Genomic DNA, 15,766 nt, shown 5'->3' on the forward strand with positions numbered 1-15,766 from the left:
AGAAGCGGCCCGCGCGGGCCGCTTTTCATTTGTGCGCCGGCTCAGCGCGTTTCGCTGCCCGCCATGAACGCGCGCATGAAAACGAGCGCACCCCAGCCCCAGATCGCGTTGGCGATGAAGTTCGGCGCGAGGCGCGGCAGCATGTTGCCGCTCGGCCATATGCCGCGCGCCGGGTCGATCACGAACACGCCCACGGCCGTCAGCACGATGCCGCCGAACACGAGTGCGCCGATCCACGGCGCGCTGCGATCGGGGGCGACGCGCAGCAGCCACGCCATCAGCACGCCGAAGATCGAACTCCATAGCGCATTGGCGATGAATTCGGGAATGCCGAGCGGCAGGAACGGCGCGGTGGAATAGCCGGCCGGATCGACAAGACCCGCAGCGTGCAGCAGCGCGAGAGTGGATTCGCGAAAGAAGAGCGCGGCAAGAAAACCGGAAACGAACGGCAGAATGACTTTTTGCATTGGCTAGACCGCCTGGAGCCTTGAGGCGCGGTTCTCTCCGATTATCGTGAAGAGCGCCATTATAGTGGCGTCGCGCGCGCTTCCAAGCCGGTTCCGGGCGATTGCGGACTATTTTGCGATTGCGTCGCTCGCGGGGCTGTGATGCAGCATGCGATCGCTGTTCGGCGGCGGGTTGGGACGCTTCACGGGCATGTTGTCGGGGTTGTCGGGACGCGTGGCGCTCGCCGACGGCGCGCCGGGTGCGCCCGGCGGCTTGACCATCGATGCGTTGTCGTCGGGGCGCGCGGTCTGGGCTTGAGTTGCGAAAGACGCGACGAGAAGGAGGACGGCTATCGCGAGGGGAGGTCGGGTCATGATCGGTCTTTCGCGAAGGGGAGACCTTCGATGTGCATGACGCGTGCCCGAGGCGGGTCCGGGAAAGCAAAAAGCCCAGTCGGATGACTGGGCTTTCGCATGAATTCTCTGCGGGATCAATGATGGAACATGAAGAGCATCAAAGCTCACAGTCCCTGACTTGCCAACGCGGAACGTCGTTCGTTCCGCCTTCGATGCAGGAAGGGGCGCTCAACGAACACGTAGGAAATAGCTGCGGCGCCGATCGAACAGATTGTCGCAGTGATGGCCCAGTGCCAGAAATGCGCGATGCTCCATTGCGAGATCGGTTCAAACTTATCCGCTATTCGAATAGAGATCTGCAGCACCGTTAGATGAAGCAGGTACAAACTGTAGCTGATCGTTCCGAGCATCATTAATGGTCGGAGGCGCAGTACATAGGGTTTGGTTTTGATAGCGACAAAAAACGCCGCGCTCACGATTACCCATTGAACCAAAATAACGGTCACGTCTGCAAACGGACTAATTCCTGCAACCGCGGAAATTTTGGTTGCAATCACTTCTTTGGGAAATACGACGTCCGCCAGTGCAAGGGCGCAGAATGCCAACGAACCCAGCAGGGGCCGGGATCGGACATTGAGGCGAAGTTCCGCAGCGATGGCTCCTGACAGAAAAAAGAGTAACAAGTACAATCGCGCGTCGTAAATGAATATCGTCATTACGAGAACTGCGAGCGCCACCGCGGTTGTCCATCGTCTGGCTCTCAAGCCGGCGAGCAGGGGTAAAAGCACATAGAATCCCCATTCGTATGCGAGCGTCCAGGTAACGGTGTTGAACATCGTCGTATCGATTCCATTGAAGCGACGCTGCTGCACGATGCCTAAAGCCAGCTGTGCAAATATATCGTGTGCAAGTTCGAGCGTCGATACGCGTTTCTCGAAACCATCGATCACGCTCAATGTGAACATCATCAACGTTGCAAAGAGAATGTAGGCAGGAGCGAGTCGCAGGAATCGATTCCGATAGAACTGTGCCCAATCAGTCGATTTTCCAGAAACTACGACTCTCTTCCAGAACAGATAACCTGTAATACAGAAAAACAGTTGCACGCCGAGCGACCCGAAATGCCCAGGGATATAAAAGCGCTGGCTGCCCGCGACGAAGCCAAAAAGTGCGGGGTATTTCGAATTCAAGGCCACCGCTGCGAACGGGATGTGATTGTATAAGACGAAGAGCGCCGCAATGCCCCGCAGCCCTTCAATTTCAGCATTTTTGGTATCGTCTTTCATGTGCGGCGCATCGAGGCTACGAAATGCAGATGCACGATTTTACATGAGATTCAGGCCGGCTTATCGCACACGCCATCGAAGGATGTGCCAGATTCACAGAGCAGAATTGACTGCGGTCCCATCCGCGAGCACCCGCGCGATTTTCGTCTTCAGGACGCGAGCGTTTTGAGATATAGACAGGAATATGATGAAAGAATCGGCATTCCAACATGGTGATTTTCAGGCTGAAAATCACTATCTCGGAATAGGAGGGATAGCGAGGGGGATGGTGCAGGAGGAGTTTTGGGGTGGCTGATGGGACTCGAACCCACGACGACAGGAATCACAATCCTAATCATCTAACCATACTGGACAAGGATCTCGGGGCGACGAATGGGAACGCAAGTCGTAAACGGGCCGTTGATTCTATTGGCTTTTTCGGACTTCGTTCCCACCGTTTAGAGCGCTTTTCGCTTCACAACCTTACTGCGGTCATACACTCGCGCGGTCGTTGCCGGGTTCGCGTGGAGGTCGGGAAGGGCGCCGCGTTCTGCTTTATGCTGGGTCACGTAATAGGCGCGGAGATCGTGAAAAGTGAACCTGTGCTGAATCACTTTCTTTTTAATCGCCTCGACCATCAACTTTCCCCACGTCGCCTTAAATCCCTCCTGCGTATATGACGTCCCGAAGCGATTCGGAAATACATAAAGGCAATCCGGATTCTTTTGACGAGCGCGCACGACTTTCAATCGGGCGATTAACTCGGATATATGCGGGGTGATTTCGATTTGCTCGATCACTTCGCCGCGCTTCTTGCCGCGCTGCTTAGCGCGCTTAATCCGAATATGCCCGGCGGCTTCGTCGACCTGCGGCCACGACAGGTCGAGAAACTCGACCTTCCGATTGCCCGCGCCGGCGGCGTATTCCGCGGCCATCCCGACGAGGGCGCGCTGGCCGCCTTGTTCTGAGAGCCAGGTGGCGAACGCGGCAAACTCTTCCGGTTCCGGCGCTTCGGTGCGCGGTTGCTCTTCGTTGCGCTTCACCTCGCGGCAGGGGTTGTGCTTCGCCTCGCCGCGCTCGATCGCGAGCCCGATCAGGTTGGAAAGGAGCGCCATCTCTCGATTCGCGCGCACGGGCGCGTCGGCGCGCTCCTTCCTCAGATACTTCGCGACGTCGGTCGCGTCGATGTCGGACGCGCGCACGTCGCCGAAGATCTCCAGCAGCTTCGTGGCGCACTGCTCGTAGTCGGTGCGCGTGTACTGCGAGTAGCGTTTCCAGCCCGGCGTCTCTTGAAACTGGTCCCAGAGGCGTGAAATCGTTCCGATGTCATCGCCACCGCCGGTGATCTCCAGCACTTTCCGAATCGCTTCGATCCGGTCGGCACCGAGGTTGATGGGCTTTGCGCCGACCGGGTGGTACCTGTACGTGAACCCCTTCTTCGTGGGCCGCGCCTCCATGCGGGGAAGGAGGCCATCGCGCACCGGCTTTCTCATGCTGCGTTCTTCCATTTAGGTGCGGAGCGGCGCATCTGCTCGCCGGGACCGCGGTTCACCTGCTCCCACGTCAGCATCGGGTGTCCGTCCGCTTTGCGCGGGGCGTCGATGCCGAGCGCCTTCTTGATCCAACGCTTCTGTGCCGCGCCTTGGCGCAGGCCGCCCGTCAGTTCGACGAGCTGGTCATTCGTCACGATCGCCATGCTGGCTCTCCAGATACGCGCGCGTCACGCGCATGAATTCTTCGATTTGCTGCTGCATTTCACTGCCTAAAGTTCTTTCGGTTGCTGCCGATAACGCGGGCATGAACAAAATCCAAGCTCAAACCCTTCTCGAGTCCGCCGACGCTGTTGCGACGGCAGACGTTGTTAATCAATTCGGCCACTACGATGACGACAGCAAAGAGCACGGCGACGTGTACTGGCGTGCGTTCGTTCACAAGCTGGCTGAAAAGGCGCCGAATTGGAAGCTGCCCGACCTGATGGCACTCGCGCATTCCTGACAAAGACAACTCATGGACTTCCTTAAAAACGTCAAGCTCAGCCTCCAAGCGTCCGGGCCGGCCGCTGTAATATGCGTTTGGCTCATTTGCTTCACGGCGATCGCAATCATGGCTACCGGCGAGAATGCGAAGGTCGCGCTCGGGACACTCGGCGGCTTCGGCGGATTCCTGCTTGTCACTTTCGGTTCCAAGGTGCGCTGATCTCACGTTGGAGCACTGACGCTGTTGATGCTTCGTGCAGCGTCGATCGCATCACGCGGCTCGTCTGTGGTCGATCGGGTGATCTCGCGTTCATGCGGCGCGCTCATGTGGTGCTGAACGACAATCCAGCGCACGTCAGAGTCACCGCCGCCGGTCGGGATGTCGATGCAGCGCAAATCGCACGACTCTTCGCGCAGCCAGTCGAGCCGCTCCGCATCCTTCTCCATCCCCGCGATCCGCTCGCGCAGCGCGGCGATCGCATCAAGAATCGGCGCAGAACCGCCAGCGTCGTCGGGATCAATGCCGAGCGCTTCGTCGATCGCCGCCAGCGAGCGCACTGCATCTTCGAACATGCGCTTGTACTCGTCCGCCTGCGCGGCGATCTCGGGGGAGGGGCGGGTGTACAGCGGCTTGCGATGGCTGTTCGTGGCGTTGATGAACTCGGTGCACATGGCCTCGTCGCGAAATCCATACGTCACATATGCCTGATTCGCGTGGCTGCGGTCGATGACAATCGGAACAGGTATCGGATGCGCCTGCCCCTCACTCGCGCCCGCTGCGGCTCTCGCGAGCGGAATCACCTCGTACCCGTTCTCGCGCCACTGTTCTGCGACTGGCTGGTCCTCGGTGATCGGCACGCATACGGCCTTGTGTGTCGTCTTCCACGCTATCGGCTCACTCGCGCCCGCTGCGCGCGGATGGTGGCACTTACCTTCGCTGCGGCACTGGCCGGGCAGATCGCATTCGCGGAACTGGCAGTTGCTAAACGGCGCGTCAGTCATTGCCGGACTCCTTTGCGATGGCGTCGATCGCATCCTCAAGCGCCGTGTTGTATCCGAGTCGATACTGAGATTCCGGCTCGTCACTCGGGCCTAGTTCGTCGGGCGGCTTCTCCATGAACAGCGCGTTGATTCGCTCACTCGCCCCCGCCGCATCGGCTACCGAACTCTCACGCAAGGGTGAAGGTCCGAGACCATTGCGTTGCAGATAGTCCAGTGCTTTGCTGCCTAGATCATTGCTCGGCGAGGCTTTGTTGAGCGCGTGGACTAGGCGCTGCACGAGCATCCGCAAGTCGTCCACTTGCGCATCGGCTACCGAAGGCGCGGCGTAGACGATGCGCTGCAAATAACCCGCGCCCCCGCTGATGTGATATTCGTTTTCGCTCACATCGGTCCACTCTTCGCCGTTTCGTGGGCGCACCTGATAGATCGGCTTCGCACCCGCTGTGTCGGCGATGCTCGCGGAGAGAAGGCAGTACGCAGCGTCATACACGTAGGGACGCAGGTCATCTTGCCCTTGCTTGATGGTGAAGCCTGCGCCAAGAAAGATGGCGCGGATCTGGTCTTTGGTCATGCTGTCCTCAAAAATGAAGGGGTGGCTAGGCGGGGCGGTCACAGGCTGTGGTTTGGATCGCCTACCTTCGCCGGACCGCGACGCAGCTTGCCGCACGTCTTGCACTTGTAGACGGCGTTCTGCGAGAACCGCACGGTGGTCCCGCGTGCGCTCATCGTCATGCTCTTGAATGTCTTGTTACCCTTGAATTCGTAGTCGTGCTTGCGTGGACCGCAATCGTTGATGTTCATGTTCTCTCGCAATAACAGTCTGTCCAAGGGTCAGGCCGGCTCGCACTGAGCGGCCGCGGCAGCTTCTCGTCGATCGCAGACGACCTGATATAGCCGTCGCCCGATCCACTCGGTGTATGCAGGCGGGATCGCCTCGGACATTTCCGCCGTGTTAGCCCAGGTGATTTGCATCGCTTCGGCCATGGCGGCCTTGTGACCGTTCGGCCAGACGTCTTTCGTTCCGCGTCCTCCGTGCTTCGCCGATCGCCGACGTGCGTGACCGCCATAGACGCCGATAACAGGACCGTCCGTGTGCCGACACTGCGGCGCATCGGTGATCGGCCAGTTAGTCTCGAAGAGGCGATGGCGGCGCAGCTCGTGATCTTCGAGTCCGAGGCCGAACATCGTTCCGCAAAGCATGAACGGATCGCGCATGAATGGCTTCGCAGCTTCGACGTTCTCGATGACATACGGCAGGCCCGTCGCTTCGAGCATCTTGCGAACGTCATCGATGAGTCGCGGGTTGTGCTTTGCGTTATGGGCGTGCCGCATTGCCGAGTAGCCTTGGCAGGGCGGTGACGCATGGATTGCGTCGAATGTCTTCAGGAACCCCGCGGGCAGGCTGAGCACGTCGGACTGAACGAACGAGAACGGGTAGTTGGGCTGTGGGGCGATGTCCACGCCGACCACATCGAAGCCCGCAATGTGATACCCCATCGCAGCTCCGCCGGCGCAGCAAAATAGGTCAAGTATTTTCATTTTGGTAACTCGCGTCGAGTGCTTCGAGCAGGGCGCGGAAGGTGGGGAGGAGGCGCGTCACGAGGGAAAGCCGTCGTGCGTCACGCCGTCGAGATGGCGACCGGCCTTCTTCTTGCCGCACCGATACAAAAGCGGCTCGTCGTCGCAATGCATTCCCTCGGCGCCGCGGGGCGTCAGAGTGCCGAACGACCACTCGTCGCCGAACCAGTCGGCGGTGCGCTCGGTGCGCGTCATCGGTCCGCCGCAGTTCTCGCCCGGCGCCCACTCGCCCCATTGCTTGAAGAGAAACGGCACGCCGTAGTCTTCGCACTGGCCGCGAATCTCTCGCGCCCAATCAGGATGCATCGGTCGCGCGTTGTTGCCGCTTTCGCCGCCGACGATCACCCAGTCGATGGTCGGCGAGCTATAGCCGCTGCCGTCTTCTGCATATTCGGTTGTGGGTCCGTGGATCCACGGCGCATCAGCGGGGCAGTTCTCGCACGACTGCATTTCTTGCATACAGCAATTGCCAGTCGGATCGAAGAAAGGCAGCAAGTCAACCGGGCCGAGCAACGGCTCCATCGACAGGAAGCGGCGGCGCGCGGGCGTCATGAGCAGCTTCGGAATGTCGCGGTCTGCCTCTTCCTGATTGACGATCGTCGCGCCGAGCCAGACGTTGGCCCACGGCCATCGCGCATCGGTGCCGTAGCCGCCAATCTCTAAAGCGCGGGTGATCATTTTCTCGGCATTGCCGATGCGCTTTGTCAAAAGCAGCCAGTCGAGATTCGGTGTGATCGCAATCAGATCGAACAGCGCCGCGCGCCATCCTTCGGGTACGGCGTTGTCGAACACGTCGGCGAGGGACGCACAGAACACCCTCTGGCGACGGCCGTGCTTCGCGAAGAACTCTGAATGCGCCTTGTCCCAATGGACGGGCTTGTGCCAGTTCGCCGCCGCCGTGAGCCGCCGAGGCGCGCCCGGTCCCCAGTTGATCGCGTTACCGCCCGCGAAGCGTGCGTTGCGCGTCTCGGCGTAGCAGTGATCGCAGCCCGGGCCGACCTTCTGGCAGCCTTCCCACGGATTGAACGTGTGGTCCGTCCACTCGATTTTGCTGTTCTCGCTCACGCTTTCTCTCCGGTTGCCTTGGCGATCGCGGCGCGCGCTTCTGCCACGGTTTCGAGTGCCATCTGGCGCGCTTCTGCGTCCGTGATGACGATGCATGCCGAGCGGAGCATGTCTGCCGTGTTGCGCAGTTGCTCGAGCAGTTCGGGCGCGGCGGCGAGGATGTTGCCGTTGGCGCGCTTCGTGTTCGGGTCGACAAGGCAGTTCTGGAACACCTCGCAGATGCGGCCGCCCGGCTTGCCTTGATACTCCTGAGCGACGTACAGTCGCCCGCCGGGGTCGCTGTCGAGGACCCATGTTCCAGGCGTGTGTTTCGTTCTCATGGCAGCGTCCTCCCGGTGACGTCCTGCACGTACTTGCGCATCAATTCGACGGCCTGGCTTTCCTTGCCGAAATAGAAGGCGTAGAAGATCTTGTCGAGGGACTCGTCTGCGTCGTCGCCGTTTTCCAGATGTGCGACCGGCTTGCCGCGCATCGTCAGTTCCTTGATCAGATCATCGGTACCAAAGTCGTCCAACTGGACGTCGACATCCACATTCACGTAGGGCATGTCGTGCTCCTTAAACCGGGTGAAAGTCGGGCGGGGTGTCGTCGACCGCTTCGGCGGCGTGCGCCGGCTTCCCACAGAACGGGCAGAAACTGGCGAAGAACGAAACCTCCTTGCCCTTGCGATAGCCAGGCACGTCGGCCTTGATGCGAAACGGCGTCTTGTGCTCGGCGGTCACTTGCTTGCCGAATACGATGGCAACGCCTTCGCACTTCGCCTCTGCAGGCTTGCCGAGATCCGCGGTGTACTTCTCGGCGAGCTTCTTTTCCAAGTCCTTCATGCAGGTGCAGTTCACGCTTCCTCCTTGCTCGGGACGGGAAGCGCGAGGATGTCGCCGATCTTGCGGATGTAGATCTCGACGCCGCGAAGGACGAAGCCACTCTTATCGCGCCGGCAGAAGTTTTCGAACTTGACGACGTCGGCGGACGGAAGGCGTTGCGCGAACAGGTCGATGATGGCCTGACGGCTTTTCTCGCTGTCGAGAACTTCCTTCTCGCTATCGTCGCGCACGATCTCGAAGCCTCGCTCCTGAAGGCTTTGGACCCATGTCTTGCGGCTCGCCTTGTCCGAAACGGGCGTATCAGAGAAGGAATACGAGTGGTTCATCAGCAGGCACGAGAACTTCACCTTGCACACGTACTGGCCGAAGTCGATCTCGGAGATATGGCCGCACCCTTCGAGCTTCCACCACGTCCGGAGTCGGTCGGCCATGTTGTTCAGGCATTCCTGCGTTGCTTCCGGCGTCACGGTGCCGCCGAGTTGCGCCTTCAACTCATAAATCTCCATGTTCGCCGCACGCAGCTTTGCGTAGCGTTCCTCGCGCTCCTTCGAACTGAACGTCTCAATGCCGAGCGCCTTGCACAGATCGGACAGATCGAATTCCGCGACCTTGATGGCGTTCGTCGCAAGCTCAGTCGGCAGGGCGCGGCCTTCTTTCAGGATCGAATAGATCGTCCCGATCGCGCCGTTGATACTGCGGATCTTCTGTTGCGCGACTTCTTGCTGGTCAGCGGAAAGCGTTAGGGTTGCTTCGGTGGTCATGGTTGCCTCGTTTTGTCATTCGAATCTGAGTTGATGACGCTGCAAGCCTGTCGCCCTTAGCGGGTTGCCCATCACGGCCAGGCGGCGCAACGTCATCAAGTCAGATGGCCGGATTACGCGCCGGCGCGCGGTTGGTTGGAATTCAATGCGCCGCCGGCCAGCGGATGCGCTTCTTGCGCTGTTCGATGTCGTCGAAGTGGCGACGCTTGGCGCGGAGATCTGCGCCGCGCACGAGTGCGATCGCGGCAACCATCGTCACGGCAAACAGAAGGACTACTATCTGATATGCATTCATGGAAGTTCCTCAAATGTTGCGAACTCGCCGTGTATTTCTTTTGCGGCTGCTCGGTATGCCTCGTGCGCGTCTTCTGGTCTGTCGAAAACACCTAGATGCTTTTGCTTTCCGTCGTACCAGATCTGCGCGTTCCACTTTTTGAGCCGCGGGTTGAACGCGACACCTTTGAAGCCACTTCTATTTCGCTTGAATCGCCGATTCCTGTTGTTGTCGGTTTTCGTCGCTTGCCTGAGGTTCTCGAACCGGTTGTCTGTCTTGATGTGGTTTCGGTGGTCAATCTCATGGTCTGGCCACGCTCCAGTCATGTAGAACCACGCGAGCCTGTGAGCTTGATAAAGCCGCCCTCCAGTGCCGATCATTGCGTAGCCCTTGGCGCTTATCGTTCCAGCTATGTCGCCAACTCCAACCTTGGCATTTCTGTACACCTTCCATCTGAACAACCCGGTATCTGGCTCGTACGACAGAATCTGCTTCAGCCGTTCGAGCGTAATCCTTTCGGCCATTGGTGAGAGTCTCCGGGACCAGTTATCAGATGCAGCGCGTATGCGCGCAGCGTTCCATTTCAGCTTTGCGGAGCGACGATTCGGAATCGAGCGCCAAGAAGACTGCGGTCACGATCAGAATCACGCCCCAAATCTTCAGAAGAGTCATTGCCAGAGCGCCTTTGCCGGTGCGGCGACACAAAGGAACCAGACGCAGCCGATCGCCATGCCGTACAGCGCGGCGACGCCGATCCCCTTGTAGAGCCTGTCCACGGCGCGAAGGCGCGCGATGTCGAGCAGTGCGTTATCGTTGATTGCGCGGTTCATGCCGTCGCCACTCCCATGAAGGTTTCAAATTGAGCGTCGGTCATGTCTGTGCAATCGATCCATCCGACTGCGACCAGCTGCGCGACTGCGCTCGGGTGATGCCATTCGCCTTTGACGCGGGAGGGAGAGATCAAAAATCTGAAGCCAAGCTTTGCGAGAGACATCTCTTCCTCCTGTCCAAATTGCCGGACAGGAAGCCCTGAGTACAAGACACTGTTTAGTCCAGTGCCCTGAGATCAGGGCTCCCGGTTTTCGCCGGAGCGCTGTTCGTTCAGCGCATGGACGTATTAAACATCACGTTTAAACACGTGTCAAACATTTTGTTTAATAAATGAGGTTAGAGCGCGCCCTCGGAGCGTGACCGGATGGCGGAAAAGAAAAAGCCCGCCGAAGCGGGCTTGGTTTGAGACGAGGGGGCGATCAGTCGAGCACGGCTGCGTCGACAGTTGTGAACTGCGATTTGTGCCAGATAACCGGCTTGCCGTAACCGGCGAAGGTTGTGCGGACTCCGTCAGGCGTGATTTCGACAGCGCACGTCTGATCCTTCTTGTGGCCCTGCTTGTCGAGGAGGATAGCCACCGCGGATCCTTTGCAACTCACCGCCTGGTCAACTATCTCAAGCGTCATTCCGCCAGGCAGGTGCGCGACGGCCGCGCCAACTGCGAATGCCGCGCTGGAGGAAAGTGCGAATGCTAGAGCCGCAAAAGCGTGATGTCTCGATCTCAATCCGGCCTCCAAGAGGAAGGGCGGCAGATTGCACGGACGAAATGCATCTTCTCAATCTCGTCGCTCGAGAAGCTGAGGGGTTTATGTGCGTCGTTGACTGATCGCAGATGGACCCGACCGGCGCGCCGATACAAGAATTCCTTGACCATGACCTGGCCAGCTTTCGACCTCACGAGGACCTCATCGCCTGCTTCGATCGGCTGATTTGGCTCGATGACGACGAATTCGCCGTCCTTGATTCGGGGACGCATCGAATCGCCGACGCATTTCAGTGCGTAGGCATTCGCGTCGCGGGATGGGAAGTCGACGTAACCGTCGCCTGCTCCAACCGGATACTCCAAGTCGGCCCAATACCCGTTATCCCCAAGTTGCGCATGTCCTACCACGGGGACAGCTCTCCAGTTCGTAATAGGAATAGGCTTGTATTCGTCGACATATCTAACAGCGACGCCCGGTTCGCCTTTCCCTTTTGTAAGCCAGACAACATTCACGCCGTAGGCTGTTTGCAGCGCGGCACCCTGCGCTAGCGTGATCTCGGGTCCTTCGCCATCAAGCCACTGTGCTGCGACGGACTCGCTAACCCCGGCAACGGAGGCGATTTCGGCGGTAGTTAAACCCTTATCGAAAAGCGCTGCTCTCAGTCTACGTGGCGACCTGGCTGACGCCAAGTCGTCTGAAGAAAAAACAATATCAGACTCCGTCTGATCAGTTTTTTCGATCTCAGGGCGTGTTCGGCCTCTCTTCGACGAATCATTTGCGGGCGGTACCGGTGTCGCCCCGAGCATCGTGCCTTCGCCAGTCATCAGCCAGACGGCGCTGCACCCGAGTTTGTCCTGCGCGTCGAGCATCGCCGCCTTCGACATGCCGCGACGCTCCCAGTTGTTTACGTTCTGTGGCGCGACATTTAGAAGGCGTGCGACTTCGGTAGGCGTGGTGAGCCCGCGCAGCAAGCGGGCTGCCTCGTAGAGGCGAGCGGTGGTTTCATGCATACCCCGGATGTTCTCAAAATTAAACACTTTGTTGTTCAACATAGTGTTTGCATTTTGATTAAACGTGGTGTTTAATAACGCATGGACCGGAAAAACGACATCACTGCTGACCGCCAGCTCATCGAGTCTCTCGGTGGAGCTTCTAAGCTCGCCCGTCGACTGGGTTTCGACCAGCGCGGTGGAGTGCAGCGGGTTCACAACTGGAAGGATCGGGGCATCCCCGCTGCCGTCAAATTGGAGTTTCCCGACATCTTCCTCAGTAGGCGCCGTCAGCGTATAGCGAAGTAGGTCTCGCTCGCGTTCGTTGTTTTCGGTGTTCGATTTCACTGTTGTTTTTTTAAGGGAGGTAGCAATGTCGCGTCGTGCTGAGTTTCGAAACGAAGTAAAGACCCGCCTCGAAGACCCCGTCTACGAGGGATTGCAGGCCTACAAGGCTCTGCATGGGATCGACCACGATTCCGCTGCGCTTGCTCGAATTGCCAAGCTTTTTCTGTTCGGCACGATTGGCACTTTGCCAGCGAACCTTTTGGGCGTCAGTGTCGCACCGACCCAAGTTGGGAGTGCAGTAACGGCATGAACGAAGGAAAAACCAGCTTTCTCGTTGAACTTCCGATTCCTGAAGCTGGGGAGTTGGCTGCTTTGGCGGCGAGTCTGGGCGTTTCAACTCAGAAATACCTCGGGTATCACGTCCTGCGTTCGGCATATGGACCGATGCACCCGGAAGTAGCCGCGTTTGAAGTGGCCCACGTTGGGAACCGCGGGGAATAAAACGTCAGACAACTGACGGTGTTCGTCGGCTACGAGGCCGACACCTGCATGGATGAGTCGATACACAAGCAGCTTGGACGCCAGGCTTCTTTTGTTCCGATTTAGTACTACTGACCGGCACGCCGGCGGGAGATTCCATGCAAAACAATTCGATTCCCGTCCTAGTGCCGGGGGAGCCGCCGGTTGCTCTAACGCCGGCGGAGCAGAAGCAGATCCGTGAGGCCCTTTGCGCCGTGGCGGCGCGCGGCCTTCGCTACAACGGCGAGCTCACCGATATGCGCCTTCGGCTGACGCACGAGTTCGGTCAGCTCAAGTCCGGTTGCGCTCAGGCGCAGAAGGTGAAGGCGTGAGCGCGCGCGATCTGCAGCCCGTCAAATCGGCTCTCGAACTTCTCGGCATCGGGCGCATGTTCATCGGCCCGCTGTCGACACTTCCTTCTGACTCCGCACAGCCGACAAAGATCTGCATCGGCTGCGGCGCGCGTCAAGCCGCCGACGGCTCGCTGCCGTGCGGTCACGACAACGACCTGTGAGGTCATCCATGAACGCAATCGCCTTGAGTGCGCCGACGATGTCGAGTCGCGAGATCGCTGACCTGGTCGAGAAGCGCCACGACAACGTGAAGCGGACCATTGAAACGCTCGCCGAAAAGCGCGTCATCACGCTTCCTCAAATTGAGGAAACGTCTTTCATCGGCGCCGACGGCCGTCGCCAGCACAGCACTGAGTATCGGATCGGCAAGCGCGACAGCTATGTCATCGTCGCGCAGCTCTCGCCGGAATTCACCGCGCGCCTCGTCGATCGTTGGCAGGCGCTGGAAGAGCAAGTTTCGAAGCCGCGGCTGCCCGACTTCACGAACCCGGCCATCGCCGCGCGGGCATGGGCCGACGAGGTCGAGAAGAGCATCGCGCTTCAGCAGCAGATCGCCGCGGCTGCTCCGAAGGTTGCCGCGCTGGAGCGTCTGACGGTCGCCGCGCAGGGCGCCATGTGCATCACCGATGCCGCCAAGAACCTGCAGGAGCAGCCGAAGCGCATGTTCGAGTGGATGCAGTCGAACGGCTGGATCTATCGCCGTCCAGGCGGCGCGACGTGGACGGCCTATCAGGACAAGCTCCAGCGCGGTGTGCTCGAACACAAGATCACGACCGTCCATCGCAATGACGGTTCCGAGAAGGTCACCACGCAGGTTCTCGTGACCGCTAAGGGCCTCACCGAGATCGCGCAGAAGATGCGCGGCGCGGATCTGCACTGAGGACCTCATGAGCGTAACCGCGACATTCTGGGTCCGTGCGCAACGCGTCGGCAAAAGCTCGCCGAAGTGCGTGCTGATTGCCCTCGCTGACTTCGCCAACGAAGACTTCCGCGTCTGGGCGAGCATGGACGCGATCGAGCAGTTCATCGAGCAGGATCGCAAGACGATCCTCGCGAACATCAAGCGCCTGAAGGAACTCGGCTATCTGGAAGACACCGGCGAGCGCACCGGACGCACGGGACAGATCATCGTCTATCAGATCACGCGGCCCGTCGGCGCGAGCAAGGTCACGATGACCAATCGCGAAGGGAAGGTCGTGGAGATCGGTCCTCCCGAGACGAAACAGTCCCAAATCCGGAACAGTTCCAAAAACGGCACTGTTAAAGGGTCCCAAAATCGGAACAGTCCCGAAAACGGAACAGTTCCAGATTTGGATTCGAACAGTCCCAAATCTTCCGGGAAACAGTCCCAAATTTCCCGTGAAACGGTCCCAAATTTGGGACACGGAACTACCAAGGAACTACCACAGGAACAGAAAGGCAACGACCAATTCGCGCGGACTGCGCCGCGAACTTCGTTGCATCTTGAACTTCGAGAGATCGAACTGCCTGCATGGCTTCCTTTGGACGCGTGGCTCGACTGGTGTGAGCACCGCGAGGCGAAGGAAAAGAAGGCTGACATTCCTTGGACTCACCCGGCCGCCCGGGTCACGCTCAAGAAGCTCGCGAAGCTCCACGGTCTCGGGCGCGACATCGTGATCGCGGTCGATGAATCCGTTTTGCGCGGCTGGACGGGCATCTGGGAAGCGAAGGACGAATCGACCAGTGATGCGGTCACGGGCGGCGCGCCGGACGGGTGGTGGACGGGCGAGGCTGGCTGGCGTGACCAGGGCAAGCGCCTGAACATCGACCCGGCTCGCTTCCAGTACTTCGAGCAATTCAAGGCGAAGGTCTGCAAAACGCTCGGTCCCGGCCCGTGGATGGAATACCTGCTCGCCGCGGTCAGCCGTGAGAGCGAAGAGCGTGGCGAGGCCCTGTACGCGTATCTGAACGACGTCCCGCGCGACAAGAACGGCAACACGGAGGCCGCATGACGAAGCGAGCCGCCGCACTCCATTACCCGGAAGGAACGACGACGGTCGGCACCGCGCGCGTGCGCGAGGACCGCACGGTCGGCCGCAGCTTCGCCGAGCGCGAATTAATGCGCCGCATGGGCCAGAAGCCCGCTAGCGAGTTCGACGACATCGCCTCCGGATACGACCCGTTCGCAACCGCTCCGAAGGTTCCGGTCGCGAAGAAGAAGTCTGCGAAGTACCGCAACGAGAAATGCGAGAGCGGCGGCATCAAGTTCGACAGCAAGCGCGAGATGAAGCGCTGGCACGAGTTGGTGCAAATGCAGGTGCGCGGCGAGATATGCGAGCTTGAGTTGCAGGTGCCGTTCGTCTTGGCGGAGCCGGTGGTCATCGCAGGCCGGAAGCGTCCAGCTCTGCGTTACGTGGCCGACTTCGTGTACGAGCGCGCCGGCGAGCAGGTGATTGAAGACGTGAAGGGCCGGGTAACTGAGGGATACCGCATTAAGCGCCATCTGATGGCGGCGCGGGGACTGACGATCGTGGAGGTGAAGTGATGCGAGGCAATGAGAACTACGCGCGGCA

The 15,766-nt window shown here is 59.5% G+C and carries 30 protein-coding genes; 10 read left to right on the forward strand and 20 right to left on the reverse strand.

Annotated elements, in window-relative coordinates:
- Positions 1-41 precede the first annotated feature (41 nt).
- A complete protein-coding gene (locus tag NK8_RS06185) occupies positions 42-467 on the reverse strand; it encodes a hypothetical protein (protein ID WP_213228092.1) in 426 nt (141 codons plus the stop codon).
- A gap of 148 nt (positions 468-615) precedes the next feature.
- Here NK8_RS06185 and NK8_RS06190 point away from each other — a divergent pair, with 148 nt between their 5' ends.
- Complete coding sequence (locus NK8_RS06190; RefSeq protein ID WP_213228094.1) at positions 616-765, forward strand: hypothetical protein; 150 nt, start codon at positions 616-618, stop codon at positions 763-765.
- Positions 766-967: 202 nt separating this feature from the next.
- On the opposite strand, the gene NK8_RS06195 is transcribed toward NK8_RS06190, so the two are convergent.
- The 4 genes from NK8_RS06195 to NK8_RS43360 all read right to left on the reverse strand — a co-directional run bounded on the left by NK8_RS06195 (position 968) and on the right by NK8_RS43360 (position 3,867).
- The gene (locus NK8_RS06195; RefSeq protein ID WP_213228096.1) at positions 968-2,089 is read right to left on the reverse strand and encodes an acyltransferase; all 1,122 of its coding nucleotides are present in this window, start codon (positions 2,087-2,089) and stop codon (positions 968-970) included.
- Between the two features lie 437 nt (positions 2,090-2,526).
- Positions 2,527-3,561, reverse strand: a complete 1,035-nt coding sequence (locus NK8_RS06200) for a tyrosine recombinase XerC (RefSeq protein WP_213228098.1) — start codon at positions 3,559-3,561, stop codon at positions 2,527-2,529.
- Entirely contained in the window at positions 3,558-3,764 is a 207-nt protein-coding gene (locus NK8_RS06205) for a DUF4224 domain-containing protein (protein ID WP_213228100.1), read from the reverse strand. The genes NK8_RS06200 and NK8_RS06205 overlap by 4 nt, the downstream gene beginning before the upstream one ends.
- Entirely contained in the window at positions 3,745-3,867 is a 123-nt protein-coding gene (locus NK8_RS43360; RefSeq protein WP_301549866.1) for a hypothetical protein, read from the reverse strand. Before NK8_RS43360 ends, NK8_RS06205 begins: the two co-directional genes overlap by 20 nt.
- Here NK8_RS43360 and NK8_RS06210 point away from each other — a divergent pair.
- Positions 3,866-4,063, forward strand: coding sequence for a hypothetical protein (locus NK8_RS06210; protein ID WP_213228102.1), 198 nt, complete (start codon positions 3,866-3,868; stop codon positions 4,061-4,063). The two genes, NK8_RS43360 and NK8_RS06210, sit on opposite strands and share 2 nt — an antisense overlap.
- Positions 4,064-4,075: 12 nt before the next feature.
- Positions 4,076-4,264 (forward strand): hypothetical protein, encoded by a 189-nt coding sequence (locus NK8_RS06215; protein WP_213228104.1) that lies wholly within the window; start codon positions 4,076-4,078, stop codon positions 4,262-4,264.
- Between the two features lie 2 nt (positions 4,265-4,266).
- On the opposite strand, the gene NK8_RS06220 is transcribed toward NK8_RS06215, so the two are convergent.
- The 15 genes from NK8_RS06220 to NK8_RS42735 all read right to left on the reverse strand — a co-directional run bounded on the left by NK8_RS06220 (position 4,267) and on the right by NK8_RS42735 (position 12,420).
- Positions 4,267-5,046, reverse strand: a complete 780-nt coding sequence (locus tag NK8_RS06220; RefSeq protein WP_213228106.1) for a hypothetical protein — start codon at positions 5,044-5,046, stop codon at positions 4,267-4,269.
- Positions 5,039-5,617, reverse strand: coding sequence for a hypothetical protein (locus NK8_RS06225; protein WP_213228108.1), 579 nt, complete (start codon positions 5,615-5,617; stop codon positions 5,039-5,041). The genes NK8_RS06220 and NK8_RS06225 overlap by 8 nt, the downstream gene beginning before the upstream one ends.
- A gap of 38 nt (positions 5,618-5,655) precedes the next feature.
- A complete protein-coding gene (locus NK8_RS06230) occupies positions 5,656-5,847 on the reverse strand; it encodes a hypothetical protein (RefSeq protein WP_213228111.1) in 192 nt (63 codons plus the stop codon).
- A 30-nt stretch (positions 5,848-5,877) separates the two neighbouring features.
- Positions 5,878-6,585: a DNA cytosine methyltransferase gene (locus NK8_RS06235; RefSeq protein ID WP_213228113.1), complete on the reverse strand. Its 708-nt coding sequence runs from the start codon at positions 6,583-6,585 to the stop codon at positions 5,878-5,880.
- Positions 6,586-6,642: 57 nt separating this feature from the next.
- The gene (locus NK8_RS06240) at positions 6,643-7,689 is read right to left on the reverse strand and encodes a phage Gp37/Gp68 family protein (RefSeq protein WP_213228116.1); all 1,047 of its coding nucleotides are present in this window, start codon (positions 7,687-7,689) and stop codon (positions 6,643-6,645) included.
- Positions 7,686-8,009 carry a hypothetical protein gene (locus NK8_RS06245; protein ID WP_213228118.1) on the reverse strand — a complete coding sequence of 108 codons (324 nt, stop codon included), beginning with the start codon at positions 8,007-8,009 and terminating at the stop codon, positions 7,686-7,688. Before NK8_RS06245 ends, NK8_RS06240 begins: the two co-directional genes overlap by 4 nt.
- Positions 8,006-8,236: a hypothetical protein gene (locus NK8_RS06250; RefSeq protein ID WP_213228120.1), complete on the reverse strand. Its 231-nt coding sequence runs from the start codon at positions 8,234-8,236 to the stop codon at positions 8,006-8,008. The genes NK8_RS06245 and NK8_RS06250 overlap by 4 nt, the downstream gene beginning before the upstream one ends.
- 10 nt (positions 8,237-8,246) lie before the next feature.
- Positions 8,247-8,504, reverse strand: a complete 258-nt coding sequence (locus NK8_RS06255; RefSeq protein WP_213228122.1) for a hypothetical protein — start codon at positions 8,502-8,504, stop codon at positions 8,247-8,249.
- Positions 8,505-8,524: 20 nt separating this feature from the next.
- Positions 8,525-9,274, reverse strand: coding sequence for a hypothetical protein (locus NK8_RS06260; protein ID WP_213228124.1), 750 nt, complete (start codon positions 9,272-9,274; stop codon positions 8,525-8,527).
- A 142-nt stretch (positions 9,275-9,416) separates the two neighbouring features.
- The gene (locus NK8_RS06265; protein ID WP_213228126.1) at positions 9,417-9,569 is read right to left on the reverse strand and encodes a hypothetical protein; all 153 of its coding nucleotides are present in this window, start codon (positions 9,567-9,569) and stop codon (positions 9,417-9,419) included.
- On the reverse strand, positions 9,566-10,072 hold the full coding sequence (locus tag NK8_RS06270) for an HNH endonuclease (protein WP_213228128.1): 507 nt from the start codon (positions 10,070-10,072) through the stop codon (positions 9,566-9,568). Before NK8_RS06270 ends, NK8_RS06265 begins: the two co-directional genes overlap by 4 nt.
- A gap of 144 nt (positions 10,073-10,216) precedes the next feature.
- Positions 10,217-10,378 (reverse strand): hypothetical protein, encoded by a 162-nt coding sequence (locus NK8_RS06275; RefSeq protein WP_213228130.1) that lies wholly within the window; start codon positions 10,376-10,378, stop codon positions 10,217-10,219.
- Positions 10,375-10,542 (reverse strand): hypothetical protein, encoded by a 168-nt coding sequence (locus NK8_RS06280; protein WP_213228132.1) that lies wholly within the window; start codon positions 10,540-10,542, stop codon positions 10,375-10,377. Before NK8_RS06280 ends, NK8_RS06275 begins: the two co-directional genes overlap by 4 nt.
- 256 nt (positions 10,543-10,798) lie before the next feature.
- The gene (locus tag NK8_RS06285) at positions 10,799-10,957 is read right to left on the reverse strand and encodes a hypothetical protein (protein ID WP_213228134.1); all 159 of its coding nucleotides are present in this window, start codon (positions 10,955-10,957) and stop codon (positions 10,799-10,801) included.
- 143 nt (positions 10,958-11,100) lie between these two features.
- Complete coding sequence (locus NK8_RS42735) at positions 11,101-12,420, reverse strand: S24 family peptidase (protein WP_225936213.1); 1,320 nt, start codon at positions 12,418-12,420, stop codon at positions 11,101-11,103.
- 25 nt (positions 12,421-12,445) lie between these two features.
- Here NK8_RS42735 and NK8_RS06295 point away from each other — a divergent pair, with 25 nt between their 5' ends.
- The 7 genes from NK8_RS06295 to NK8_RS06325 all read left to right on the forward strand — a co-directional run bounded on the left by NK8_RS06295 (position 12,446) and on the right by NK8_RS06325 (position 15,738).
- On the forward strand, positions 12,446-12,670 hold the full coding sequence (locus NK8_RS06295) for a hypothetical protein (protein ID WP_213228136.1): 225 nt from the start codon (positions 12,446-12,448) through the stop codon (positions 12,668-12,670).
- The gene (locus NK8_RS06300; RefSeq protein WP_213228138.1) at positions 12,667-12,861 is read left to right on the forward strand and encodes a hypothetical protein; all 195 of its coding nucleotides are present in this window, start codon (positions 12,667-12,669) and stop codon (positions 12,859-12,861) included. The genes NK8_RS06295 and NK8_RS06300 overlap by 4 nt, the downstream gene beginning before the upstream one ends.
- A gap of 137 nt (positions 12,862-12,998) precedes the next feature.
- Positions 12,999-13,211 carry a hypothetical protein gene (locus tag NK8_RS06305; RefSeq protein ID WP_213228140.1) on the forward strand — a complete coding sequence of 71 codons (213 nt, stop codon included), beginning with the start codon at positions 12,999-13,001 and terminating at the stop codon, positions 13,209-13,211.
- Positions 13,208-13,393, forward strand: coding sequence for a hypothetical protein (locus tag NK8_RS06310; protein ID WP_213228142.1), 186 nt, complete (start codon positions 13,208-13,210; stop codon positions 13,391-13,393). The genes NK8_RS06305 and NK8_RS06310 overlap by 4 nt, the downstream gene beginning before the upstream one ends.
- Before the next feature lie 8 nt (positions 13,394-13,401).
- Positions 13,402-14,112, forward strand: a complete 711-nt coding sequence (locus tag NK8_RS06315) for a phage regulatory protein/antirepressor Ant (protein ID WP_225936214.1) — start codon at positions 13,402-13,404, stop codon at positions 14,110-14,112.
- Positions 14,113-14,119: 7 nt separating this feature from the next.
- Entirely contained in the window at positions 14,120-15,205 is a 1,086-nt protein-coding gene (locus tag NK8_RS06320) for a helix-turn-helix domain-containing protein (RefSeq protein ID WP_213228144.1), read from the forward strand.
- On the forward strand, positions 15,202-15,738 hold the full coding sequence (locus tag NK8_RS06325; RefSeq protein WP_213228146.1) for a DUF1064 domain-containing protein: 537 nt from the start codon (positions 15,202-15,204) through the stop codon (positions 15,736-15,738). Before NK8_RS06320 ends, NK8_RS06325 begins: the two co-directional genes overlap by 4 nt.
- Positions 15,739-15,766: the final 28 nt, after the last annotated feature.

It is taken from the genome of Caballeronia sp. NK8, from assembly GCF_018408855.1.
Taxonomy (GTDB): Bacteria; Pseudomonadota; Gammaproteobacteria; order Burkholderiales; family Burkholderiaceae; genus Caballeronia.